We start from the raw sequence: 22,721 nt of genomic DNA on the forward strand, positions 1-22,721 counted from the left end.
TTTCGCACACCGCGGTCGCGGCCAGCCGCCGGTCATTGCGGCGGCGGACACAAGCGACTATTATTTTGGTCGAACGACCAAGGCAATTGACCAAAAAATGGGGATGCCAGTGGAGACGGCGACACAGCGCGGACAACAGACACGGGAACGACTGCTACGCGCGGCCACCGAACTGATCCCAGTACTGGGGTGGAGCGGAGTGACCACGCGCAAAGTCGCCGAACGCGCCGGATTACGGCCCGGGCTGGTGCACTACCACTTCCCCTCGGTCGACGATCTCCTCACCGAGGCCGCGTTGGCGTTCACGCGCAGCGCCCTGACCGGGCCGCTCCATCTACTCGACGACGCGCCCGACCTGGCCAGCGGGATCGTGGCCCTGGTGGAAGCGCTCGACGCCTACACCGGCCAAGACGAGGCGTCGCTGCTGATGGTGGAGGCCTACCTCGCCGCCACCCGCGACGCCCGACTGCGCGAGGGCATGGCGGCGGCGCTGGCGGAGTTCCGGGCGGCGGTGCGCGAACGGTTGGCCGGGCAGGTTCCCGACGCCGACAGTGCCGCCGCACTGCTGGGCGCCGTTTTGGACGGTCTGATCCTGCACCGCTCACTGGCTCCCATGCCCACCACGGCCGCTACCGCGGCCCACCTACTACGGATGATCGGACTGCCCACGGCCGCCGCCGAAGATCCCGCATCCCCCGACGAGGAGCCGTCCTCCATGAGAGAAGGAGAGTCGTAATGAAGGCTGTAATCTGCGGCGCCGGTATCGCCGGCCTGTCGCTGGCCTGGTGGCTGGAACGCGAGGGCTGGGAGGTGACCATCGCCGAACACGCGCCGGGGCTGCACGGGGCCGGCTACATGATCGACTTCTACGGTTCCGGTTATGACGCCGCCGAACGGATGGGGCTGCTGCCCGCGGTCACCGCGGCGGCCTACCGTGTCTCGGGCGTGGTCTACCGCTCCCCCGACGGCACAGCCACCAGCACACTCGACTACGGTGCCTTCCGCCGGATGAATCGGGACCGGGTGGCGTCGCTGCTGCGCGGCGACCTGGAACAGCTCGTGTTCGAGGCCCTGGGCGAGGGCGTCGACATCCGTTTCGGCACCAGTGTCGCCTCGGTGACCACCTCTGCCTCGGAGGTCGAGGTGGGGTTGACCGATGGCAGCGTGGAGCGCGCCGATGTTCTGGTGGGCGCCGACGGAATCCACTCCCGGGTGCGGGAGCTGACCTTCGGACCGCAGCAGCGGTTCCTGCGCCCTCTCGGTTACCACACCGCCGCCTACATCGCCACCGACCCAAAGCTGTGGCAGCGGGTGGGTGAAGCGTTCCAGATGGTCGAGGCGCCGGGACTACAGGCGGGCTGCTACCGGGTCAGCGAGAACCGGGTGGCCGCGTTCTTCGCCCACCGCGCCCGCGCTGGGATGCCCGCCGACCCGCGGGCGGAGCTGCGGCGGCGCTACGGAGGATTGGGCTGGGTCATCCCGCGACTGCTGGAGCACTGCCCCGAAGGCCCGCCCGAGCTGTACTACGACCTGATGGCCCAGATCGAGATGCCCACCTGGAGCCAGAACCGGGTGGTGCTGCTGGGCGACGCCTGCTATGCCGTCTCGCTGCTGGCCGGCCAAGGCGCGAGCATGGCCATGGGCGGAGCCTACGTGCTCGCCGACGAACTGGGCCGCGCCGGCGACGTCCCAAGCGCGCTGGCGGCCTACGAGACCCGGCTGCGCCCGGCCATCGCCAAAAAGCAGCGGGCCGGGCGTCGAACGGCCGAGTGGTTCGTGCCCGCCACGTCCGGTCGACTGCTGATGCGCCGCACGCTCCTGCGGCTGGCGTCCTCGCGGGCGTTGGAGGGGATGCTGCGGCCCGTGCTGAGCACTCCTGGCGGCAGCGTCGTGACCGACCGCGCATCCTCAGCCACCACCGGGGAAACCTGAAGGGACGCGCGGACCGGGTAGCCATCGCTCGGGGCAGTGGGGGCACGTCTTCCCCGGCTGACAGCACTGGCCGTGTGGGGAGAGCCGTAGTTCGTGCCTCGATCGCTGCGCGATCTCAAGCCTGGGGGCGGGCTGTGGCCCAGATACCCCAACAGACGGGCCACGGCCGAGGTGGAACGGGCACCGCGGCGCGGTGGTCTGGGGTTGGGGTGGGATCGCGGATTAACGCCTTCCGGGGGTGCCCGTGCCCCCGCAGAGATCGCCATCCACCGCTGTATCCCCCGCTACAGCTACGCCCCGGGCGGCTAGCGGCACCCCGCGCTGGAGTGACGTTGCCTCACCCGCCGGGCCCTCCGCGTTGTTTCCGCTCGTCCCCAGCCACGCCTCTCCCCTTGAGGCTGCCGAGATCGCGAAGCGATCGAGGCACGAGCGAACACCACCCTCTCCAACCACGGACAAGCAACAGCCCCCCATCTACGCCCCACCTATCACGACCACTGAGACCACACAACGATCAACGCACAAGCCGACACCATCCACCCCGCCCCCGCTTGACCACCCCAGAGAACCCCCACCGGGGAGCCGAAACCCGGGGCTGTACCGGCGGTGGTGCGCCCTCGCCCCCACGGGTGGCGGTGCAGGGGAAACCCCCGATGGGACGGGAGCAGCGCGAGGCTGCGGTGGCATCGCGCTGGTGCGGCTCGCCGGGGAGCCCGCTCGCAGCGTCGTTTTGGCCGACCAGTAAAGCTGGTTACGGACACAGGTGTTGGCGCACGGAGCGCCCTCCGGCCGCCACACGGGATAACCATTGCGCAACACAGTCGAACTCGCGTGCGAAAATCTACTTTGACCTGCGAATTCATTGTCCTCGCTGAGGCAGGTCGACAAAGGTGGGATCGCCTCGACTGGCGGGTTTGCCGGAATTCACCGACGCGCATGTTCACCCATAGCAGCGTTGGTCATCGCGACCGTCTTCCCCACGCAGCCGTCCCACCAAGGTCGATGCCCCGGAGGATTCACCGACGTGCCGCAGCTCGCGATCGCCCCGACCTTCCTCACCGACTTCTCCCACCTGGACACCCGCGTACAGTCAGCCACGCTGGCGGCTATGCGCTCCTATCTCTCCGGTAACCGCGACCATCTCGAACCCGTCGCCGAGGCTGCCGACCCTCAGGTGCGCGTCCTTCAGATCGGCCCGGAGTGGTCGGGGGTGGTGACGCGGACCACCGATGACGTCTACTGTCTGCTGACCGTGCGCCGTCACGACGACGCCGTGGCTTTCGCGCGTGATTACCGGGCCGAGGCCACACCGGCGCTCAGCTTCGTCGACGTGGCTGAGCCCCCGCGCCCTACCATCGAGATCCCCCACCCGCGCGGCCCGCTGACCGCCGCCCCCAAGGTGAGCGGACCGGTTGAGCTGGCCCCCGGTCTGGCTAAGGACTTCGACGACTGGCGGGTCACCCTCCACCCCGAGCAGCACCGGCTGGCGACGGGCCACTACGCCGGCGCGACACAGGTCACTGGCGGGCCGGGCACCGGCAAGACGGTGCTGGCGCTGCACCGCGCCGCCTACCTGGCCACGCGCGACGCCCAGCGCCTGCCCGCCGACGACCGTCGCGCCGTGCTGCTGACCACGTTCAACCGGATGCTGGCTCAGACGCTGGCCGCCCACCTCGACCGGCTCATCGACGATCCCGACATCCGCGCCAGGATCGATGTCGTCACCATCGATAGTCTCGCGCGCGGCATCGTCGCCGAGCGCACCGGCACCCCACCGCGAACGCTGGGCAAGGACGCGCTGAGCCGGCGCTGGCGCGCCGCCGCTCGCGCCGACGGGGTTGCCTACTCGGGACGGTTCCTCGTCGACGAGTGGGAGCAGGTGATCCTGGCGCGCGGCTTCACCGACCTGCCCTCCTACATCCGCTGTGACCGCAACGGCCGCATGCTACACCTGGCTCCCGAACACCGTGCCCTCGTGTGGGAGACGATAGGCCGCTACGTCTCGGCGATGCGCGCCGACAATGAATGGTCGTATCCGCAGGTGGCCCACGAGGCCGCCCGGCTTTTGCGGCGCGGCGGGCCACGGTATCGCCACGTCGTGGTCGACGAAGCCCAAGACCTGCACCCCGCCCAGTGGCGGCTGCTGCGCGCCGCCGTTCCTGCCGGCCCCGATGACCTTTTCATCGCCGCCGACCCGCACCAGCGCATCTACGAGCACCGGGTGTCGCTGGCCTCGCTGGGCATCAACGTGCGCGGGCGGGGGCACCGGCTGCGCACGAGCTACCGGGTAAGCCAGGAGATCCTGTCGTGGTCGGAGGCGATCCTGGGCCGGGCGGCGGCGGTGGGGCTCGACGACAGGAGCGACACGCCGGTGGGCTACCGTTCGCTGCTGCGCGGGCCCGCGCCGGTGCTGCGGGGCCACACCGGTCGACGCGCGGAGGTCGCGGCCGTGACCGAGCAGGTGCGCGCGTGGCTGGCCACAGGGGTGGCCGCGCCGTCGATCGCGGTGGCCGGGCGCAACCAGTGGGTGGTGCGCAACATCGCGAAGGAACTGTACGCGGCGGGGGTTCCCACCGCGGCGCTGGATGCCGCCGGAGCGGCCGACGCGGTGCGGGTGACCACAATGCACAAGCTCAAAGGACAGGAATTCAGTTGTGTCGCCGTCATCGGCGCCGGCGAGGGGTTGTTGCCGCCCAAGGCGGCGCTGGAGTCGGCCCAGGGTGACCCGGTGGCGCTGGAGCAGGTCTACCAACGCGAGCGCAACCTGCTGTTCGTGGCCTGTACCCGTGCCCGCGACGCCCTCTACGTCTCCTATGTGGGCGAGCCCAGCCGGCTGCTGCCCGAGCATGCTCGGGCCGAGGCCGCTGGGTAGACCGGTGGGACCACGGCTGCCGATAGCGCCGCTTCCGGAGAGCGCCACGGCCGGCCGGGGCTCATGGTGGCCGGTCCGCGGCGGCGCGCGTCGCCGCGGACCGGCGGGCCTGGTGGATCATGGCGACGATGTCGCGGGGCCGGTGCAGGTCGCGCCATGCGAACCGGAGGAGCACGAGAGGCTGGGGCGCGGTGACCATGGCGTTTTGCCGGTACCGGTCGGCGAAGAGGGCATCGGGAAGGCGGTGTGGCCCGGAACCGTCGGCCTCGACGACCACGCCCCAACTGGGCCAGGCGAGGTCGGCGTGGCCGATGACGGTGCCCGCGGCATCGCGCACGGGGTGCTGGAGGGTTTCCGGAGCGATGCCGGCGTCGTAGCAGAGCAGGCGCAGCCTGGTCTCGAACGTGCTGTGCGACCGACCATCGGTCAGCCCCCACCAGGGCTGGGTGCGCCGCGCACAGGCCCGGCCGGTGTTGGCGCGGCTGAGCGCCTCAAGGTCGTCGTGGTGGACCAGACCGCGCTGGAGCGCGGAATCGATGACGCTCACGGCACTGTGGCGATCGGTCAGCAGCACCGTGTCGCAAAGGGTGCGGGCAGGCGTGGTCAACCGGATGCCGTTGTACAGCGTGACCTGGCCGGGATCGATACTCCAGCCGTGCAGCGACAGCCCTTGGCGCCTGGCGCGGGTGCCCCCTGGCAGCCCAAGGTGGACGGTCTCGTGCCCGGGGCCGGGCAGCAGCCCCTGCATGCGCCACAGCCGCGCCGCGGTGGGGCCTACGGCGACCGCCCGGGGACCGTAGGCGAGCTGGGCGGCCATGACCCGGGTAGCCAGCGCGGGAGCCTCGCCGCAGCCGGGGGAGACGAAGTAGACGCCTGTGCGGATTCGCGACCACTGGCCCGTGCGCAGGAGCCGCCCGAGGCGGTGCTCCGAGAGACCGCACTGTAGTGCCTGCTCGCGTGTGAGGACCCCGTGCTGGGTGGCGGCGAGTGCGTGCGCGCTGGACAGTTCCGACATGCCTGCCAGGATCGGTGTCTCGGACCATGGGGCGCCAGCGCGGTTGGAGGGCTGTGGACAGGCAGGCCCGCCCTGGCCGTGGCGTTGGAAGGGCTTGCGAGGGGCGGTGGTGCCCGCCGGGGCGGGCACCACCGGATGCGGCAACAGCCGGATCAGGTACGTGGTGTGGGTGGCGCGGCCCCCGCGCTGGCGTGTCCGGTCGCGCGGGGGTCGGGGGAGAAAGAGCCCGCCTTGGCCGGCCAGCGATGGCGGCTTCCGATCCGGCCGGGAAGGTGGGCGCTGCTACAGGTTGACGTACTCGTTCAAGCCGCTGATGTCGATCTGGTCGGCCTGGGCCAGCGGCTGGTCTACCTCCAACTCGGTGACGTACATGACGGGCAGCAGCAACGGAGGCGGGAAGTCGGGGGTGAAGGTGAGTTCCAGACCGAGGATGCTCGCTCGCATCTTCGTGACATGCATGACGACGTCGCCGTCCATACGTAGCTGCGGATGCTCCAGCGTGATCCTGGTGCCGGAACGGTAGAAGAACTGCTCGGCGGCTTCAAACCGGGCCGAGTCCATCGACAGCTTGAGGAAGCGCCGCGGCCCGTCGGCGGTGGGATACTCCACGACCCCGTCGAAGGAGGCCCCGATCATGGTCAGGCTGTCGGCGGTGAGCCCGGTGTCGGCGGTACCGGCGGTCCAGGGCTGTTCGCTTTGCGTCACGGCGACGTCGATGCTTTGGCCGTTCTCGCGGGCGCTCTGGCATGCCTCGACCGCCTGGCGAAACTCTTCTTCTGTCGCGTCCTCGGCGGGGGCGCCCTCCTGGATTTCACAGTCAGCGGCCTGTTCTTCCCCTTCTTCCTCTGTGTCGTCGGCGGCGTCCCCCTCCTGGGCGCCGCCGGTGCTGTCAGAGGGGGGCTGCCCACCCCCGGCGCCGGTTCCCGGGCTGGGCGAGGGCGTCTCCGAGGGAGCGGACGAGGCGGAGGGGGATACCGCCCCGGAAGGACGCGCCGAGGGGGAAACCGACGCTGACGGGGACGGGGAGGGCGACGGGGACTGCCCACTGTCCCCAGAGCCGAACCAGTCATCCCACGGCAGCCCCAGGGCCGGAGAGGGAGCCATCGCCAAGGCCACCGCGGTTGTCAGGGCAAGGGTGGAGTGCAGCCGGTCGGGGCCCGGCTGCGGCGGAGACGAGGGAGGGAGGCGGTGGGTGGGCGGCGTGACGGTATCGCCGGCGGAGTCGGTAGGAGACACGGTGTCGGCCTCACCCGCGCCGTCGACACCCTGGGGGGCGTCGGTGTCGGTGGGCGGCTCGCCGCGCCTGCCTCCGCTGCGGCGGCGAGGCCGCTTCTCGGGCAACCAGCCGAAGATCAGGGAACCGCCGACGAGGCCGAGCAGCATCCCGATGAGGAACCCCCCGAAGTTGGAGGTGACGAAGGAGGCCAGCGCGAGCAGGATCGCGACGATGCCGTAGAAGATGCGCTGGGCGGGTTGCAGCCAGGCCAAGACCCCGATGGCGATGAGCAGCAGGCCGACCACGTAGCTGGAGACACCGGCAATGCCCTGCTGGACCAGGAGCGGCAGCGGCGCGAGCGGGGCGAGTAGGATGTCGACGCCGGCCAGGACGCTGAGAAGGCCGCCCCAAAAGGGGCGGCTCCCGCGCCACCGCCGGAACGCCAGCCAAGCGCCATGGGCGCGCCGCGCGATGGAGCTATGTGTGCTCATAGCCCTAGAAGCACTCGTGTTGGCCGGGCTCGACCGACAGCGACAGGCCGCTCAGGTTGAACGTGCCGGCGTTGACGGCCCAGGCGGTCTGTTCGAGGTCGGTGATGGTGACCGTTTCGGCCTGTTGGCCGAAGCCGCCGGGTTGCCCGGTCTCTCCGCTGGCGTTTTCCAGCGTGCTGGCGTCGCGGCCGATCTGCATCTCGGTGAAGACGGCGTCTCCGCGCAACTGTTCGACGTCGATGACGAGGTTGTCCGCGGTGACCGGGGTGTCGCCATCGCCGGCGTTGACCAGGAGGGTGACCTCGCCGACGGGGGTGTCCATGAGGACCGACTGGCACAGGTTCGTCAACGTGGCGTCGTCGACGACCGAGAGCGCGACCGGGTGGGCGCTGTCGTCGGCTCCCGTCGCGATCTCACCGAACTGAGCGAAGCCAGTGCCCTCGAGCGTGTCGGCCGAAACCTTGAAATTCTGGCCCGAAACCGCGAATGATGCGGCGATGCTGCCCTGGGCCGTCATGGCGACGAGGGCACCAGCCGCGCCAAGGGCGGGGAGCAGGGCGAGGCTGAATCGCTTCCAACCGACGCCGCCCTTGGCCGGCGTGGCTTCTGTCTGCTCTGACATGGGAAAACGCCTCCTATTCAGGGGCGGAAGACCGGGTCGCCCGCCCCGGTGCGGGGAGGAAGAGGATGGGGGCGAGCGGGGATCTCGCGACGATCGTACGTGACACCCTACTCACCAGTAGGTGATGAACCTTACAATAGGCAATGTCACTGTTCCAAGTGGCCTATTTCTCAATCGGGACACGTTCAGGGCTGTATCGCGGCCACCCCCGAGGAAATGAGGTGCGCACATGCGCGTTGATCCCCCTGATGACGGCCACCCCCGCACCGATTCGCCCGCCCCCGACACGGCTGCCACCGCACCCGACTTTGACTACGATGTCGTGGTTATCGGCTCGGGTTTCGGCGGCTCTGTGAGCGCGCTGCGACTTACCGAAAAGGGGTACCGCGTCGGCATCTTGGAAGCCGGCCGCCGCTTCACGCCCGAGACGCTGCCCGCGACCTCCTGGGATCTGAAGAACTTCCTGTGGGCCCCGGCGATAGGCATGTACGGCATCCAACGCATCCACATGCTGCGCAACGTGATGTTGCTGGCGGGAGCGGGTGTGGGGGGCGGCTCGCTCAACTACGCCAATACGCTCTACGAGCCGTTGGACGGCTTCTTCACCGACCCGCAGTGGGGCGACATCACCGACTGGCGCGCCGAACTGGCTCCGTTCTACGACCAGGCGCGGCGCATGCTCGGCGTGCGCGTCAACCCGACCACCACCGCCGCTGACGTGCATCTGAAGGCTGTAGCTGAGGACACCGGGGTGGGCGACTCCTTCCACATGGCACCGGTAGGGGTGTACTTCGGTGACGGCCACGACGGCGACGATCCCCCTGGGCGACGGCTCGCGCCGGGAACCGAGACCGAAGACCCCTACTTCGGCGGCGCCGGCCCGCGACGGCGCGCCTGCCTGGAGTGCGGGGAGTGCATGACGGGGTGCCGCCATGGCGCCAAGAACGAGTTGACCAAGAACTACCTGTACTTCGCTGAACGCGACGGCGCCCGCATCCACCCGATGACTACTGTGGAACGCGTGCGGCCACGGCCGGAGTCGGCCGGCGGCGGCTACGCGGTGGATACGCGGGTTACCGGCGCCCGGCGTCGACGCGGCGCCACCCGCACCTTCACCGCCGGCCAGGTCGTGCTGGCCGCGGGCACCTACGGCACCCAGCGGCTGCTGCACAGCATGCGCGACCAGGGGCTACTGCCCCACCTGTCACCGCGGTTGGGCTCGCTGACGCGCACCAACTCCGAGATGCTGGCCGGAGCCCAGACGCGCGCCATGGACCCCCCGCAGGACTTCTCCCGCGGCGTGGCGATCACCTCCTCCATCCACCCCAACGACCACACCCACGTGGAGCCGGTGCGCTACGGCAAGGGCTCCAACGCCATGGGGTTGCTGAGCACCATCCAGGTGCCTGGGCACGGGCGCGGGCCGCGCTGGCTGCGCTTCCTGGGGCTGATCGCGGCCCATCCCTACGTGTTCGCACGCAGCCTCTCGGTGCGCAAATTCTCCGAGCGCACCACGATCAGTCTGGTCATGCAGTCGTTGGACAACTCGCTGACGACCTACACCAAGCGTGGCCTCCTCGGCGGGCGCCGACTCACCTCTCGGCAGGGCCACGGCGCGCCCAACCCCACCACGATCCCCGAGGGCGAGGAGGTCGTGCGTCGGCTGGCCCAGCGCATCGACGGCTACGCCGGCGGGACGTTGGGCGACGTGTGCAACATCCCGCTGACCGCCCACTTCCTCGGGGGCTGCCCGATCGGGGCGAGCGCGGCCGAGGGGGTCATCGACCCTTATCACCGGCTGTACGGCCACCCCGGAATCCACGTGGTGGACGGCTCGGCGGTCTCGGCCAACCTGGGCGTGAACCCCTCGTTGACGATCACGGCGCAGGCCGAGCGGGCGATGTCGCTGTGGCCCAACCGTGGTGACCCCGACCCGCGGCCCGCGCCCGGCGCCGACTACACGCGGGTCGCTCCCGTGTTCCCCCGCCGGCCGGCGGTGCCGGCGGGCGCCTTCGCCGAACTGCGGTTCACCACGCCGCTGCCGCTGAGGGTGCGCCACCGCGCCACCGAATGAGACGGCGGCGCCTCAACCTCTGTCGCGGGGAGGGCGACGCGGCCGGCCCCGCCAGTGCCGCCCCGGCGGGGCTCACGCCGATCGGCGCTGCCGGTCCTCCTGGATCTGCTCCATGACCTCGGCCAGGCGCTCGCCCATCACCTCGTGGAGGTGGTGGGCCATGGAGCGGGCGAGGAGGGCGTCGACGGCGCTCTGGGCGAGGGGACGCAGCCGCCGCACCAGCGCCGCGACTTCGGCGATCTCCTCGCCCTTGAGCAGGCCGTCGGGAGCGTGCGCGGCGAGGATGTGGTCGGCGACCCGGGTCACCAGTTCCCCTGAGGCCCGGTCGACGTGCTCGTGGAGCTGTTCGGCGATGTCGAGCACGGTGTGCATCGACATTCCCACCGAGACCAGCTCGGCACCGGCGTGGAGCAGCCGCGGGCTGGGCACGCGGTACCTGCTCCCCTCGCGTTCGATGATGCCGAGCCTGATCGCGTGGGCGAGGTCGGCTTCGGAGATCTCTTGGCCGAACATCTCGTTGAGCTGTTCCGGCGTGACGTAACTGGGGATCTCATCGGAGCCGGAGTCGCCCATGGCCGATTCCAAGCCCAGGATGTCGGTGAGATCACCGCCCCGCTCCCAGACCGAGATCAGCTCGCCGATGTTGGCGAAGGTGTAGCCGCGGCCGAGAAGCTGACCGATCAACCGGAGGCGGGCCAGGTGCGCCTCGGTGTAGATGCCGATCCGGCCCTCCCGGCGCGGTGGTGGGAGCAGCCCACGGTCCTGATAGACGCGGACATTGCGGACAGTGGTCTCCGCGCGGCGGGCCAACTCGTCGATACGGTACTCGGCCATGCCTTCAGCTTATGGAGCGGCATCGCACGCGCGCGCCACCGGCGCCGCGCGGCACGGGCCGGACCGGGGACAGCTAGGCGGTTCACCACGGAAAAGAACATCCCCCCTTGTACTGTGACAATATTCATTGTAACGTTCAGCATGAGAAAGATGGCGGGAGGCTCGATGTGGCTGAACACGCTGCGCGACCCATACGGACCTACCGCGACCGCAGCCGGCGTCACCGCACCCTCCGGGGCTTTGGTCCCTTGCCCATCGGTCACGCCCCCCGGGCACCGTCCGCACCGCCACCCCTAAGGAGCAGCGACATGTCCGTTCAGGCGCAACCCTCGGACCGGGAGCAGATCGCCCGGCGCCTCCTGCGCTCCTCCGCGAAGGCATCCTTTGACCCCCTCGTGGAGATCGACTGGGATGCCCCCATCGACCCCGACCGTTACGCCATCCGTCCCGAGCGGATCTCCATCTACGGCACCGAACTGTGGGATCAGCTCAGCGAGGAGCAGCGCAAGGAGCTGAGCCGGCAGGAGGTGGCCAGCGTCGCCAGTATCGGTATCTGGTTCGAGACCATCCTGATGCAGATGCTGGTGCGCCACGCCTACGACCGCGACCCCACCAGCGAACACATCCAGTACGCCTACACCGAGATCGGCGACGAGTGCCGCCACTCGGTGATGTTCGCCAAGATGATCAAACGGCTCGGCGCCGGCCACCAGCGGCTCGACCCGCTCACCCACTTTCTCGGCAAGGTCTTCAAAACCACCTCCACCGGCAGCCTCACCTTCAGCGGAGCACTGTTCGTGGAGGAGATCCTCGACCAGCTCCAGCGCGAGATGATGTCCGACGAGTCGCTGGAGCCGCTGGTGCGCGCGGTGGCCCGCATCCACGTCGTGGAAGAAGCCCGCCACATGCGCTACGCCCGCGAGGAGTTCGCCCGCCAGTGGCGCGGCAAGAACGCGCTGGCCCGCGCCTACACCCAACTCGTGCTCGGTTTGGTGATCTACTACGCGACGACTCGCCTGATCCACCCGCGCTGCTACGAGGCGGTCGGGCTCGACCCGCGCGCGGCGCGCAAAGCCGCCGAACGTAACCCCTACTGGCGCCAGACCAAAACCTGGGCGGCACGCAAGGTCGTGGCCACCCTCGACCAGGCCGGAGCGATCTCTGGCCCCGGCGCCCGCTTGTGGCGCAAGGCCGGCCTGCTCGAACCGGACAGCGCCACTCCGGCCTGACCCGTCCACTCCGCCCAACGGGATCAGGCCCGCATTCGCGTCGCCGGGCGCCGAACGCGCCCGCGCGCCCGGCGACGCCTCTCCGCTTTGCGGCACCCGCCCCGCCGCACGCCCTCCATGTTCGCCGGCGTAAGGACACACCCGTGCTCGACTTCCACCTCCCCTCGCCCACCCTGGCCCCGCACCCCAGTGCCCGCGCAGCGGTGGGAGGGCGGCCGTGAGCGACATCGACGAGGCCGAGGAGGAGTACCGGGGAGCGGTCACCGTCACCGCGGGGGACCGCACGATCGAGGTGCGCGCCCACCTCGCCGGACACTTCGACCCTCTGAACGGCCACTACCGCTGGGTGGGACGACTCTCCCCCGCCGCGGAGATCACGACCGCCTTCGAGGCCGGCCACACCGACGTGCTGGTGCGCACCCCCGAGGGCCACACGGCCCGGGCCACCCTGTCGGCCCCCAACGTGTGGGGTGGCCACGGGCTCGCCGGCACGGGCCGGCCACCCTTCCCGGTACCGCACGTGATCCCCGACGAGTAACCCGTTGTAAAAGCCGCAGCGACGCGGACGCGCCACCTGACAACAGCGTTTCGAAGAACCACCTCCACTTCTCCCTCAGCACTTCCCTGGCACGGTCATCCCGTGGACAGCCGGTGGTACCGGCCGGACAGGCCCACCCCAGCTACCCCTGCATGGCAGCAACGGGAGCGCTGTGACTGCCATAGGGGTGGGCCGCAGCGGGATCACCGGTGGGGGCGAACCAGGTGGCCGGCTCCCACGGCTGCTCCGGCCCCTCGAATGCGGCGGCGGTGAGCCCGCCCCCGTTGAGAGCGCGCAACGCACTCACGTGGGCGGGGGCGAGCGTGTGCTCTTCCAAGCTCGCGAAATGCGGCTGCGGATCGGCCAGCAGACCGTGGCCGCTCACATAGTCACACGCCGCCCGGTAGGCCAATCGCAGCGCCAACGCCTCGGCCAGACAGACCGGCGCCACCCACCGGCTCTGGGTGAGCCGATGCGTACCGGTGCCGGCCACCAGGAGGAACCGGCGCACAAATGTGACGTCGTAGCGGTGGGCCGCGCAGCGGGGCAGCTCGCCCAGCAGCCACGCCTCTGTCACCTCGGCCGCTGTGCCGCCGGTGCGCTGCAACAGATCGAGGTCGTGGTAAAGACCGTCGAAAAGCATGTCGACGCCCACCATCAGCGCTCCCGCCAGCAGTCGATCCCGCTGCGGGTCGACGGCAGCGGGGGGACCACCCTCGGGGGGTGCCTGGGCGGCTTTGAACATCTCGGCCCCGAAGGCGCGTAACCGATCGGCGTGGTACAGCAGGTGCTCCCGTGCCCGGTCACGATCGGCGCGCGAGGCACTCAGCGCCCCGGCGCGCAGTACGGCCAGCGGCCCCGCCGCCGGCTCGACCACCGGCGAGGCGGCTAAGACCTCCCCGCGAACCCGGCAGGCGACGACGCGCCACCCCGCCAACGCCTCGTGCTCGCCCAGCAACCGAACCGCGGTGAGCCGCAGCCCGGTACGGGCATCCTCAAGGGCCGGCGCCTCGACGGCCGCCTCGATGACGGCGCCCCGGTCGTGGGCCACGCACCGCACGCGACACGGACGCACCACCACCCCCTCAGGCCCTCGGATCTCCACGACGGTGGCGAACCCCTCGGCGAGAAGCTGGGCCGCCCCTCGCGCCCGCAACTCCTCCAACGCTCCGGCGTCGGCGGGGGCTTCGACGTCGATACGGACGGTGTAGCGCACGGCCACCTCCCACAGTGAACTCGCGATTGCGAACCGCAAAGCTAGCCGAGCCTCCCCCTCGAACGTCGCGGTCATCCACAGGGGGCTTCCTCATGTGGGAGGCCGCAGGAGAGGGCGCTGTCACCGCCGCGCTCGCCCCGCAGCGGTAGTTTTGATGGTGTCAGAACCGGATCGACAGATCCGGTGGATTCGGATCTTCGTGGGAGTGCACCATGGACTCCGAAGAACTCCGCACCGTACAGGCCCCGTTGAAGGCGCGGTACCGAAATGCCCCCGAGGCCGCGTTGGTCACCCTGAGCGCGCAAGGGCGGGTGGACCAAACCCACGTCGCCTGCAAAGTACAGACGGGGCGCGCCCTCGTGACGGCGGGACTGCATCCGGCCACGGGCGGCAGCGGCCTACAAGCCTGCTCGGGCGACATGCTGTTGGAAGCGCTCGCCGCCTGCGCCGGCGTCACCCTGAAGGCAGTGGCCACGAGCATCGGTGTGCGGCTACGCGATGCCGTGGTCCACGCCGAAGGCGACATCGATTTCCGCGGCACGCTGGGGGTGGAGCGCGACGTAGCCGTGGGCTTCCAGGCGATCCGGGTGCGCTTCGAGATCGACGCCGACGCCTCCCAACCCGAAATCGACCGGCTGGTCGAGCTGACCGAGCGGTACTGTGTGGTGTTCCAGAGCCTGAACGTGCGCCCCGAACTGTCGATGCACGCGCAGCCGACCCCGGGGACGGTCTGAATGCGGGCCGTACCGGCGCGCGGGGGCTCCCTGGCTCACGGCGAGGCCGGCCTACCGGCACGAAGCGGTGCGCAGCGGGAGAGACCCGCCTTATGGCGCGTCAGCTCTCTGCGGGATCGCGCCAGGTACGCACCTGGCCACGTTGGCCGTTGGTCTTGGCGTACTCTCCCGGGAAGACCCGCAAGAACCACGGGGCGAGGCGCATCACGCCCCACGTTGGGGAGTCGGGGCTGTCCCACCCCGGAATGATCGCGGGGTCATAGCCCAACGGCGGCGGGGTCGATCTGAACCGTTCCCAGCCCTCGCGCTTGCTGCGCTCGTCGAGCAGCAGTTCGGCGCGGCACTCGGCCACACACGTGTCGTAGGCCTCAACCCCGTCCCAATAGTTGCACGACACGTACGGGTTGTTGCGCAGGTGAGCCTGCTTCATAGGTGTGACCATGCTGCCGACCCAGCCCACTAGCGAGGTGCCGTCCCACTCCCAGAGCGTGTGGACGATCCGGGCACGCGGCCGGCCCCGGCGGTCGACTGTGGTCAGCGTGGCATAGACCATCCGGTTGGCCATCTCAGCGAACGCCGGCGCCGTATCGGCGAACGAGTCGGTTGTCATCGCGTCCCTTCATTGCCGGACCACTCGGTTGTAGCGCCCGAACCGGGAAAGGCGCAACGGAATTTCCCGAGGCTCGCCTCGTGCGGGAGCGTCACGATCGCCCGCGTGCCGACCGTCGCTGTCACCACGGATCTTCGCCGCGGAAGAAGGCGGCTCGGACGCGGTCGACGCTCTCGGCGGCATAGCCGGGTTTGATCACGCTGTTGATGAGCTCCAGCCGATCGTCATGGCCGATGAACGCCGACTTCATCGCGTTGACGGTGAACCACCGCAGGTCGGTGAGGGTGTAGCCGAACGTGTCGGCCAGAGCGGCGAACTCCCTGGTCATCGAGGTCTGGTTGAGCAGCCGGGCGTCGGTGTTGACCGTGACGCGAAACCGCAGCCGGCGCAGCACCTCCACCGGATGCTCTTCCAGGGAGCGCACCACGCCGGTGCGCAGGTTGGAGATGGGGCACAACTCCAGCGGCACCCGCCGGTCGCGGATGTAGGCGGCGAGATCGCCGAGCTTGGCCGTACCGTCCTCGGCGACGGCGATATCGTCGACAATGCGCACGCTCTGGCCGAGACGATCGGCGCCACACCACTGGATCGCCTCCCAGATGGAGGAAAGGCCAAACCCCTCCCCCGCGTGCAGGGTGAGGTGGAAGTTCTCTCGCTTGACGTACTCGCAGGCCGAAATGTGGCGCGTGGGCGGGTAGCCGTGTTCGGGACCGGCGATGTCGAAGCCCACCACTCCCTGGTGCCGGAACCGCACCGCCAGGTCGGCGATCTCCATGGAGTGGGCGGCCTGGCGCATGGCCGTCAACAGCAGCCGCACCTCGATACGGTGGCCGAACAGTCGCGCCCGCGCGGCGCCCACCCGCACACCGGCCAGGACCGCCGCCACGACCTGGGCCGGGGTCAGCCCGGCGGCGGTGTGGCGCTCCGGCGCGATCTTGACCTCGGCGTAGACGACGCCGTCGGCGGCGAGGTCATCCACAGCCTCGGCGGCCACGCGGGTGAGGACCTGCTCGCTTTGCAGCAACTCGATGACGGGGTCGTGGCCGCCGTGGTCGTGTGAGGCCGCGCTCGTGGCTCCGGCGAGCCACGCGGCCAACCGCTCGGGGTCGTCGGCGGGCAGATCGGTGTCACCGGCTTCCCGCGCCAGTTCGGCGAGGGTTTCCACACGCACACCACCGTCGAGATGGTCGTGCAGGACGACCTTGGGGACGCGACGGATCGTGTCGAGCGCCAGCGAGGCCATCGGCTGCCTCCTTTCCGCCGCGAAGTTGCTTACCGGGAAAACCCTACTTTTGAGCTGGATCAATTCCCTGTCGTGGACGGTGCGATTCCTGCTTTAGCGGACCGGCTCCCCTGCCCTACTAGGCGGCGTCCCTGGACAGCCGCCCAGCGCCACGGGGTCCACCACGGTGGCTACCGGGCGAGCGGTTCGCCTCCGGTGAGTACGACGTGCTCGGAGACCTCCGAACGTACCTGGCGCAACCGGGTCTGCGCGGCGCGGCGCAACCGCGCGAAACACTCGACGAGCGCGGTGTCGTCGCCGATCAGACCGCCCTTGGTCACCACGGGCACCCCGTCGAGCGGCCCGCCGCTGAGCACCCCGTAGACGGCCAGCGGCAGCACCTCGCCACCGACCTCGAACGCACGCACCCCCAACTCGTCGAGTACCGCCGAGGTGACGTCGCCGCCGCTGGTGAACAACCCGCTGGGGACGGGGGCCTCGACACCGACCACATCGGCAACCAGGGAGGCGAGGGTGTGCGGCAGCGCCCGGCGCGCGGCCGGTGACAGCGCGTTGATGTCGCCGAGGCTGGTGACCGTGCGCACCACCACCAGTTCGGGGAACACGGCGGTGGCCAGATGGTCGGTGAGGGTGGCGGCGACCTCGCGCCGGTAGGCGTCGTCGGCGACGAGCGCGGCCACGTCAAGGTCGACGAAGCGCATCGGACCCGTGCGGCGCACTGCCTGCACCTGGCGGCGGGTCAGCTCGGTGGCGCTGCCGATCACGGCCAGCAGCGGCCCCGCCGGCGCGCTCTGGCCGCCCAGCCGCAGCGCGTCGGCGAGCATCGCGCCGGCCGGGCCGGGGTCCACCGACACCCACACCGTGCCGTGGCGGCGGTGTGCCTCGGCTGCCGCCGCGGCGATGTCGGCGATGTGCTGCTCGGTGAAGGCGTCGCACAGCACGATCGGCTCGTCGCCCGCCAACAGGTCGGCGGTGAGCATGGTCTGGGTGACCTTACGCATGGGCACGTGGCGCAGGGGCAGCTCGCTTTGGCGGGCCACGATCTCGGCGACGACGCTCGTGGTCATCGGCGTCAACGGGTCGTAGGCGAGTTCGGTGCGCTCCAGCGGCGCGCCGTCGAGCAACTGCACACCGTCGACGGTGACCCGGCCGGAGGCGGGAAACGCCGGCGTGAACAGGGCCCGCACCCGGGTGCTGGCCGGGACCCGCTCGCGCACCGCCCGCCAGGCCGCTTCCAGCTCGGCTCCGACGTTGCCGCGCAGCGTCGTGTCGGTGCGTTTAACCACCAGACTCACCGGCCACACCGCCTCGACCACGTCGGTGACGAGGTCGGCGGCTTGCTGCGGCGGCAGGTGCCTGCTGTCGAGGTTGGCGATGATGACGTCGTAGTCCTCGGTGCCCCGGGTCACGTGCTCGGGGGCGACCGTGGCCACGCGCAGCCCCGAGCGGGCGAAACGCGCACCGGTGGCGTTGGCTCCGGTGAGGTCGTCGGCGACGACAAGCACGTGTGCCATGCTCAATCCCCTGTCAGAGAACCCGACCTCATGGTCGTGGGGGCCGTTGGGGAAGCGCCGGCCGGTACCGGGAGCGTGCGGCGCGGGCACTCCGGCGGGCGTGCCCCCATCCCGCCGCACCTGCTCGCGCGGCTGGACCGGTGCTGGGTATGTCCTGGTTGGAGTCTAGATGGTGACAGACCTCACTGGTACCCCGTCGGGCCGGGATCGGCCGCAGCCGCCACGGGCCGGGCGCGGCGCAGGGCACTGCCGGCGAGCGCGGCGGCCACGCACAGCGCCACCACGAACCCCACGACGCCGGGCCAGCCGAACCAGTCGTAGCAGAAGCCGCCCAGCCAGCCGAACAGGCTGGAGCCCACGTAGTAGGAGAGCGTGTAGATCGCGGTGGCCTGGGCGCGGGCGGAGGCGTCAGCGCGATGGCCCGCCCACGAGGCCGCCACGGCGTGGGCGGTGAAGAACGAGAACGTGAACCCCAACAGCCCCGCCGCGACCACGGCGAGCCAGGGGGTGAGCAGGGAGAGGGTCGTCAACGCCATGCCGGTGACACCGGCGAGCAGCACCGGGTAACGGCCACGGCGCTCGGCGACGTGCCCGGCCACGGTCGAGGCGACGGTCCCGGCAAGGTAGGTGACGAACAGCAGCGCCACAACCGTCTGCGAGAGGTTGAACGGCTCGCCCACGATCCGGAAACCCAGGTAGTTGTAGACGGTCACGAACGCGCCCATGAGGAACAGGCCCTGGAAGTACAGCGCCAGGAGCGCCCGGTCGGCCACCGCCCGGTACAGGCGGCGCGCCAGGCCCGGGCCGCCGTGCGCGCGTCGCCGCAGCGTGAACCCGCGCGCCCGGGGCACGGTGATCACGAAGACGACGAGGAAGACCGCGGCGAGCGCCGAGTCGGCGCCCACGCCCCAGCGCCAGCCGAGCGCGTCGGACACGGCGCCGGCGACGAGCCGGCCGCTCATGCCGCCCACCGTGTTTCCGGCGATGTAGACCCCGGCGGTGCGGGCCAGATGAGCGGGGTGGATCTCCTCGGCGAGGTAGGCCATGGCCACCGCGGGCACGCCGCCCAGGGCGGCACCCTGCACTCCGCGGACCACCAGCAGCATCCCCAGCTCCGGCAGCAGCGGCGCCAGCAGCCCCAAGACGGTGGAGACGGTCAGCGCCGCCGTCATCACCCAGACCCGCCCGAAGCGGTCGGCCAGCGCGCTCCAGACCAGCACGAACCCGGCGAGCCCGCCGGTGGCCGCCGAGATGGTCAGCGCCACGCGCGCGGCGGAGGCGTCGAAGGCGCCGGCGATGGCGGGCAGGACCGCCTGGAGCGAGTAGAGCTGGATGAAGGTGGCGATGCCGGCCGCCGTCATGGCGACGACGATGCGCCGGTGGCCGATCTCGCCCACCCGGTAGCCGGCCCACGGCTGGGGCCACGCTTGGGCGCTGCCGCGCGTGTCGGTCATTCCATCGACGCTACGCTGCGGCTGTCCAGCGGTTTCCTCCCGCCCCGTACATTGGCATGGCATGCGCGGGTGGTAGGGCCGGGTGTGCGGGCTGCGCGAAAGCCCGGCAGGGCGGCAGGGCTTGTTCTGCGGGAGGCAGCCGCTGCGCTCCGCCGTGCCGCGCGGGAACCTTCCGCTCCGCACGGGGTACCGGGAGCGGCCCGGGGACAGTGGTGCGGGTCAGGTGGCCGGTAGGGGCACGACCTCGCCGGCCTCGTCGCTGCGGCGGGCGGCTTCGATGATCTCCAGGCCGTGAATCACCTCGTGCAGGTTGACCGGCAGCGGCTCGCCCTCGGCGACGGCGTCGCGCACGGCGGCGTAGAAGGCGGGGTAGTTGCCGTTCTCGCTGGGGATGGCGCGCAGGTCGCCGTCGAGGCCGTAGGCGCCCCACTTGACCTTGGGCTCCTCGCCCCAGTCGGGGGCGTCGGGGCGCTCGCCGCGCTCCAGGCGCCGTTCCTGACCGTCGAGGCCGCGGGTGGTGAACGCGGTGGCGTCGCCCAGGACGCGGAAGCGGGGGCCGAGTTGGGCGGTGAGCGCGCTCATCCACAGGTGGGAGCGGACCCCGCCGGCGTGGGTGAGGGCCACGAAGGTGTCGTCGTCGGCCGTGACGCCGGGGCGGCGGGTGTCGAGTTCGGCGTAAACGCGGGTGACGGGGCCGAAGAGGTTGACGGCCTGGTCGATCAGGTGCGTCCCGAGGTCGTAGAGCAGGCCGCCGCCGGTTTCGACACCGCCCTGCTCGCGCCAGGTGTCTTTGGATTCGGGGCGCCAGCGCTCGAAGCGCGACTCGAAGCGGTGGACCGTGCCGATCCGGCCTTCGTCGATGATGCGCCACAGCGTGAGGAAGTCGCTGTCCCAGCGCCGATTGTGGAACACGGTGAGCATCTGGTCGAGCCGTTCGGCTTCGGCGGCCAGCTCGCGCGCCTCGGCTGCGGTCAGGGCCAGCGGCTTGTCGACCACGACCGCCATCCCGGCTTTGAGCGCGGCGTGGGCCAGGGGCACGTGGCTGTCGTTGGGGGTGGTGATGACGACGATGTCGAAGTCCCCGGGGCGCTGCCACACCTGCTCGGGGGAGGCGATCACCTCGGTGTGCGGGTAGCGCTCGCGGACGGCCGAGGCGCGCTCGGGGTTGCCCGTGACGACTGCGGACAGCCGCAGCCCGGGCACGGCGTCGATGAGGGGCGCGTGGAAGACGGCTCCACCCTTGCCATAGCCGATCAGGGCCACGTGAAGATCGCGGTCAGCACCGTGGGATGTGGTCATGAACCCAATTATGCGGGTTCGTCCCCTCGGTGGTCGCGTTTCCGGGGCGATCGCCGCCTCACCGGGACCGGCCCGAGCACTCCCCACCCAGGTCGCGGTACCGCCCCCCGGTAGCCGCCACGCAAAGCCACACCCCTACTGCGCAACGCCGCCGCGTAGACCGCCCCGGCCGGTCCCGCCCGACTTGCCCGCACGAGAGTGAACAGAGGACCGACACAGACCGTGGAGCACGCATTCCCCGCACACTGCGCAAACGACAGACACTCTGTGCATTGGAGCGCTACTGTTCCCGTAATCCCTGTCCGGCACAACGACAATAGGCAACGAGATGACGGTACTTCTGGAGCCGCACCACAGCGGTTACTGTGAGCATATGGACAAGCGCATTGGTTTCGGCGGCGTCTCCTCCTCTGGCCACGGCCTCACGGTGCCCCAAGAGGTGTGGCAGGCGTTGGGGCTCGACAACCCCGACGCGGTAGTCGAATACATCGAACGCGACGGCGAAATCGTGCTGCGCCCCCGTGTCGCTGTCCACCCCAACGACATGTGGTTCTGGGAAGAAGGCCAACAACGCGCCGAGCGGGAGGCGGAGGAGGAACTCGCCGCAGGAGAAGTCAACGGACCTATGACGGGCGAGGAATTCCTCTCACACTTGGAAGAGCTCATCGACGACAAGGCGAGCAGAGAGTCGTGAAGTTCACGAGTCTGCGAGGCTTCGATCGCGAATTTCGGCAACTCCCGAAAGAGCACCAACGACTCTTCCTGGAGGCTGTCCGCAGGGACTTCCTTCCCGCCGTCGCGGCCGGCGCCTTCTCCGGAACGCTGCCGTGGCCTACGCGCCTTCGCACCCACAAGGCCCGAGGTCACGATATATACTCCTTGAACTGGAATTTTACACCGCCTGACGGGCGCGCCACATTTCATATCCAACTTCTGGGCTAGCTCGAAATAGTGGTCGTAGGCGGCAGCGCGTGAGAGGCGCTGATTGTAATTGCGCAGTGCCTCAGCCACCGCTGCGGTCTTGGTGCGGTGCCCGCCCAGCTTCCTGGCCGTCTCCACGACATCATCGTCGACCTCGATACGGGTGAGAGACACAGCCGGTCCTTTCATGTTCAGAGAAGTCTGAAAACCCTGGGAGAGTTATACATCCCGGTTTACGGACATTGGACCGAGCAGACGGGCGGCGCGGTTTTCTCCCCGACTCGCGGGGCCGGTGGGGCCGGTGGTCCCGGCCCCACCGAGACGGCTGCTCCCTCCGGAGTGGAGGGCTTACATGCCGGCTCCAGCGGTGTGCAGGGGGTCCTCGGCAGCGTGAGGACTGCGTTTCGGGGCCAGCGGATCGCTGCCGGCGGCGATCGCGGCCCGCGGGGGCGCCAAGGCGCGTATGGCCTCTTCCAGCAGCGCCAGGGACATGTCCTGGCCCAGCGCCTCGGCCTGGAGCAGACCGAACAGCGCGGTTTGACTTCCGCTCTCCGGGCTAAAGCCCGAGGGTTCCTACCACGGCCGGGTGGCCGTCTCGGTGGGTTCCTGCTTCTCCGCGCTGTGCCGGACCGGGGTCTGGTCTTACCTGCGCTCCACAGGCTGATGCGGCCAGTCCGGCGGCCGTGGCGACGTTGCGTGCCGCGTTGACGTCGCGGTCCAGGGCGGCCCCGCACACCGAGCACGTCCAGGTACGAACGTTGAGAGGCTTGGGGCCGTCGGTGACGCCGCACTGCGAGCAGACCTGGGAGGTGGGCTCGAACCGGCCGACCTTCACGAAGGTGCGGCCGTAGCGGGCGGCTTTGTATTCCAGCATGTTCACGAACGCCGACCATCCGGCGTCGTGGAC

At 70.1% G+C, this 22,721-nt stretch carries 20 protein-coding genes and 1 pseudogene; 8 read left to right on the forward strand and 13 right to left on the reverse strand.

Going from position 1 to position 22,721, the window contains the following annotated elements; genetic code table 11:
* Positions 1-103 precede the first annotated feature (103 nt).
* The 3 genes from ABD848_RS02135 (at position 104) to ABD848_RS02145 (ending at position 4,804) form a co-directional block, all read left to right on the forward strand.
* Positions 104-736: a TetR/AcrR family transcriptional regulator gene (locus ABD848_RS02135; RefSeq protein WP_344966662.1), complete on the forward strand. Its 633-nt coding sequence runs from the start codon at positions 104-106 to the stop codon at positions 734-736.
* Complete coding sequence (locus ABD848_RS02140) at positions 736-1,932, forward strand: FAD-dependent monooxygenase (protein ID WP_344966664.1); 1,197 nt, start codon at positions 736-738, stop codon at positions 1,930-1,932. The genes ABD848_RS02135 and ABD848_RS02140 overlap by 1 nt, the downstream gene beginning before the upstream one ends.
* 1,024 nt (positions 1,933-2,956) lie before the next feature.
* Positions 2,957-4,804, forward strand: a complete 1,848-nt coding sequence (locus ABD848_RS02145) for a UvrD-helicase domain-containing protein (RefSeq protein ID WP_344966666.1) — start codon at positions 2,957-2,959, stop codon at positions 4,802-4,804.
* Positions 4,805-4,865: 61 nt separating this feature from the next.
* Here the strand turns inward: ABD848_RS02145 and ABD848_RS02150 are convergent, their stop codons facing one another.
* The 3 genes from ABD848_RS02150 to ABD848_RS02160 form a co-directional block, all read right to left on the reverse strand.
* Positions 4,866-5,819, reverse strand: coding sequence for a type IV toxin-antitoxin system AbiEi family antitoxin domain-containing protein (locus ABD848_RS02150; protein ID WP_344966668.1), 954 nt, complete (start codon positions 5,817-5,819; stop codon positions 4,866-4,868).
* A gap of 282 nt (positions 5,820-6,101) precedes the next feature.
* Entirely contained in the window at positions 6,102-7,526 is a 1,425-nt protein-coding gene (locus tag ABD848_RS02155) for a DUF6114 domain-containing protein (protein ID WP_344966670.1), read from the reverse strand.
* Between the two features lie 4 nt (positions 7,527-7,530).
* Entirely contained in the window at positions 7,531-8,148 is a 618-nt protein-coding gene (locus ABD848_RS02160; RefSeq protein ID WP_344966672.1) for a DUF6230 family protein, read from the reverse strand.
* Positions 8,149-8,377: 229 nt separating this feature from the next.
* Between ABD848_RS02160 and ABD848_RS02165 the strand changes: the two genes are divergently transcribed.
* The gene (locus ABD848_RS02165) at positions 8,378-10,222 is read left to right on the forward strand and encodes a GMC family oxidoreductase (RefSeq protein ID WP_344966674.1); all 1,845 of its coding nucleotides are present in this window, start codon (positions 8,378-8,380) and stop codon (positions 10,220-10,222) included.
* A 72-nt stretch (positions 10,223-10,294) separates the two neighbouring features.
* Here the strand turns inward: ABD848_RS02165 and ABD848_RS02170 are convergent, their stop codons facing one another.
* Positions 10,295-11,056: a MerR family transcriptional regulator gene (locus tag ABD848_RS02170; RefSeq protein WP_344966676.1), complete on the reverse strand. Its 762-nt coding sequence runs from the start codon at positions 11,054-11,056 to the stop codon at positions 10,295-10,297.
* 308 nt (positions 11,057-11,364) lie between these two features.
* Here ABD848_RS02170 and ABD848_RS02175 point away from each other — a divergent pair, with 308 nt between their 5' ends.
* Both ABD848_RS02175 and ABD848_RS02180 read left to right on the forward strand, forming a co-directional pair.
* The gene (locus tag ABD848_RS02175; RefSeq protein WP_344966678.1) at positions 11,365-12,285 is read left to right on the forward strand and encodes an AurF N-oxygenase family protein; all 921 of its coding nucleotides are present in this window, start codon (positions 11,365-11,367) and stop codon (positions 12,283-12,285) included.
* A 217-nt stretch (positions 12,286-12,502) separates the two neighbouring features.
* Positions 12,503-12,823 (forward strand): DUF4873 domain-containing protein, encoded by a 321-nt coding sequence (locus ABD848_RS02180; protein WP_344966680.1) that lies wholly within the window; start codon positions 12,503-12,505, stop codon positions 12,821-12,823.
* 142 nt (positions 12,824-12,965) lie between these two features.
* On the opposite strand, the gene ABD848_RS02185 is transcribed toward ABD848_RS02180, so the two are convergent.
* The gene (locus ABD848_RS02185) at positions 12,966-14,114 is read right to left on the reverse strand and encodes a hypothetical protein (RefSeq protein WP_344966681.1); all 1,149 of its coding nucleotides are present in this window, start codon (positions 14,112-14,114) and stop codon (positions 12,966-12,968) included.
* Between the two features lie 137 nt (positions 14,115-14,251).
* Between ABD848_RS02185 and ABD848_RS02190 the strand changes: the two genes are divergently transcribed.
* Positions 14,252-14,773, forward strand: coding sequence for an OsmC family protein (locus ABD848_RS02190; RefSeq protein ID WP_344966683.1), 522 nt, complete (start codon positions 14,252-14,254; stop codon positions 14,771-14,773).
* A gap of 100 nt (positions 14,774-14,873) precedes the next feature.
* Here ABD848_RS02190 and ABD848_RS02195 read toward each other — a convergent pair whose 3' ends face one another.
* The 5 genes from ABD848_RS02195 to ABD848_RS02215 form a co-directional block, all read right to left on the reverse strand.
* Positions 14,874-15,383 (reverse strand): pyridoxamine 5'-phosphate oxidase family protein, encoded by a 510-nt coding sequence (locus tag ABD848_RS02195; protein ID WP_344966685.1) that lies wholly within the window; start codon positions 15,381-15,383, stop codon positions 14,874-14,876.
* Between the two features lie 121 nt (positions 15,384-15,504).
* On the reverse strand, positions 15,505-16,626 hold the full coding sequence (locus ABD848_RS02200; protein WP_344966687.1) for an adenosine deaminase: 1,122 nt from the start codon (positions 16,624-16,626) through the stop codon (positions 15,505-15,507).
* Between the two features lie 170 nt (positions 16,627-16,796).
* Complete coding sequence (locus ABD848_RS02205) at positions 16,797-18,140, reverse strand: four-carbon acid sugar kinase family protein (protein ID WP_344966689.1); 1,344 nt, start codon at positions 18,138-18,140, stop codon at positions 16,797-16,799.
* A gap of 182 nt (positions 18,141-18,322) precedes the next feature.
* Positions 18,323-19,594 carry an MFS transporter gene (locus ABD848_RS02210; RefSeq protein WP_344966691.1) on the reverse strand — a complete coding sequence of 424 codons (1,272 nt, stop codon included), beginning with the start codon at positions 19,592-19,594 and terminating at the stop codon, positions 18,323-18,325.
* Between the two features lie 219 nt (positions 19,595-19,813).
* On the reverse strand, positions 19,814-20,893 hold the full coding sequence (locus tag ABD848_RS02215; RefSeq protein WP_344966693.1) for a Gfo/Idh/MocA family oxidoreductase: 1,080 nt from the start codon (positions 20,891-20,893) through the stop codon (positions 19,814-19,816).
* A 373-nt stretch (positions 20,894-21,266) separates the two neighbouring features.
* On the opposite strand from ABD848_RS02215, the gene ABD848_RS02220 reads away from it, so the two are divergent.
* A complete protein-coding gene (locus ABD848_RS02220) occupies positions 21,267-21,587 on the forward strand; it encodes a hypothetical protein (protein WP_344966695.1) in 321 nt (106 codons plus the stop codon).
* A gap of 284 nt (positions 21,588-21,871) precedes the next feature.
* On the opposite strand, the pseudogene ABD848_RS24960 reads toward ABD848_RS02220, so the two are convergent.
* From ABD848_RS24960 to ABD848_RS02230, 3 genes and pseudogenes are all read right to left on the reverse strand, one after another.
* Positions 21,872-22,003 (reverse strand): annotated as a pseudogene (locus tag ABD848_RS24960) (type II toxin-antitoxin system VapB family antitoxin); the annotation flags it as partial.
* Positions 22,004-22,162: 159 nt separating this feature from the next.
* The gene (locus tag ABD848_RS02225) at positions 22,163-22,306 is read right to left on the reverse strand and encodes a hypothetical protein (RefSeq protein WP_344966697.1); all 144 of its coding nucleotides are present in this window, start codon (positions 22,304-22,306) and stop codon (positions 22,163-22,165) included.
* A gap of 64 nt (positions 22,307-22,370) precedes the next feature.
* The coding region (locus ABD848_RS02230; protein WP_344966699.1) for an RNA-guided endonuclease InsQ/TnpB family protein at positions 22,371-22,721 on the reverse strand (351 nt) is incomplete at its 5' end.

Origin of the sequence: Salinactinospora qingdaonensis (assembly GCF_039539445.1) — a bacterium.
GTDB classification, from domain to species: Bacteria; Actinomycetota; Actinomycetes; order Streptosporangiales; family Streptosporangiaceae; genus Salinactinospora; species Salinactinospora qingdaonensis.

Excerpts from the sequence above, each read along its gene's own strand:
- ABD848_RS02190 (WP_344966683.1), top strand. The coding sequence starts at position 14,252 with ATGGACTCCGAAGAACTCCGCACCGTACAGGCCCCGTTGAAGGCGCGG.
- ABD848_RS02160 (WP_344966672.1), bottom strand. The coding sequence starts at position 8,148 with ATGTCAGAGCAGACAGAAGCCACGCCGGCCAAGGGCGGCGTCGGTTGG.
- ABD848_RS02220 (WP_344966695.1), top strand. The coding sequence starts at position 21,267 with ATGGACAAGCGCATTGGTTTCGGCGGCGTCTCCTCCTCTGGCCACGGC.
- ABD848_RS02205 (WP_344966689.1), bottom strand. The coding sequence starts at position 18,140 with ATGGCACACGTGCTTGTCGTCGCCGACGACCTCACCGGAGCCAACGCC.
- ABD848_RS02170 (WP_344966676.1), bottom strand. The coding sequence starts at position 11,056 with ATGGCCGAGTACCGTATCGACGAGTTGGCCCGCCGCGCGGAGACCACT.
- ABD848_RS02150 (WP_344966668.1), bottom strand. The coding sequence starts at position 5,819 with ATGTCGGAACTGTCCAGCGCGCACGCACTCGCCGCCACCCAGCACGGG.
- ABD848_RS02200 (WP_344966687.1), bottom strand. The coding sequence starts at position 16,626 with ATGGCCTCGCTGGCGCTCGACACGATCCGTCGCGTCCCCAAGGTCGTC.
- ABD848_RS02210 (WP_344966691.1), bottom strand. The coding sequence starts at position 19,594 with ATGACCGACACGCGCGGCAGCGCCCAAGCGTGGCCCCAGCCGTGGGCC.
- ABD848_RS02215 (WP_344966693.1), bottom strand. The coding sequence starts at position 20,893 with ATGACCACATCCCACGGTGCTGACCGCGATCTTCACGTGGCCCTGATC.
- ABD848_RS02140 (WP_344966664.1), top strand. The coding sequence starts at position 736 with ATGAAGGCTGTAATCTGCGGCGCCGGTATCGCCGGCCTGTCGCTGGCC.
- ABD848_RS02135 (WP_344966662.1), top strand. The coding sequence starts at position 104 with ATGCCAGTGGAGACGGCGACACAGCGCGGACAACAGACACGGGAACGA.
- ABD848_RS02225 (WP_344966697.1), bottom strand. The coding sequence starts at position 22,306 with ATGTCCCTGGCGCTGCTGGAAGAGGCCATACGCGCCTTGGCGCCCCCG.
- ABD848_RS02185 (WP_344966681.1), bottom strand. The coding sequence starts at position 14,114 with ATGACCGCGACGTTCGAGGGGGAGGCTCGGCTAGCTTTGCGGTTCGCA.
- ABD848_RS02195 (WP_344966685.1), bottom strand. The coding sequence starts at position 15,383 with ATGACAACCGACTCGTTCGCCGATACGGCGCCGGCGTTCGCTGAGATG.
- ABD848_RS02165 (WP_344966674.1), top strand. The coding sequence starts at position 8,378 with ATGCGCGTTGATCCCCCTGATGACGGCCACCCCCGCACCGATTCGCCC.
- ABD848_RS02155 (WP_344966670.1), bottom strand. The coding sequence starts at position 7,526 with ATGAGCACACATAGCTCCATCGCGCGGCGCGCCCATGGCGCTTGGCTG.
- ABD848_RS02175 (WP_344966678.1), top strand. The coding sequence starts at position 11,365 with ATGTCCGTTCAGGCGCAACCCTCGGACCGGGAGCAGATCGCCCGGCGC.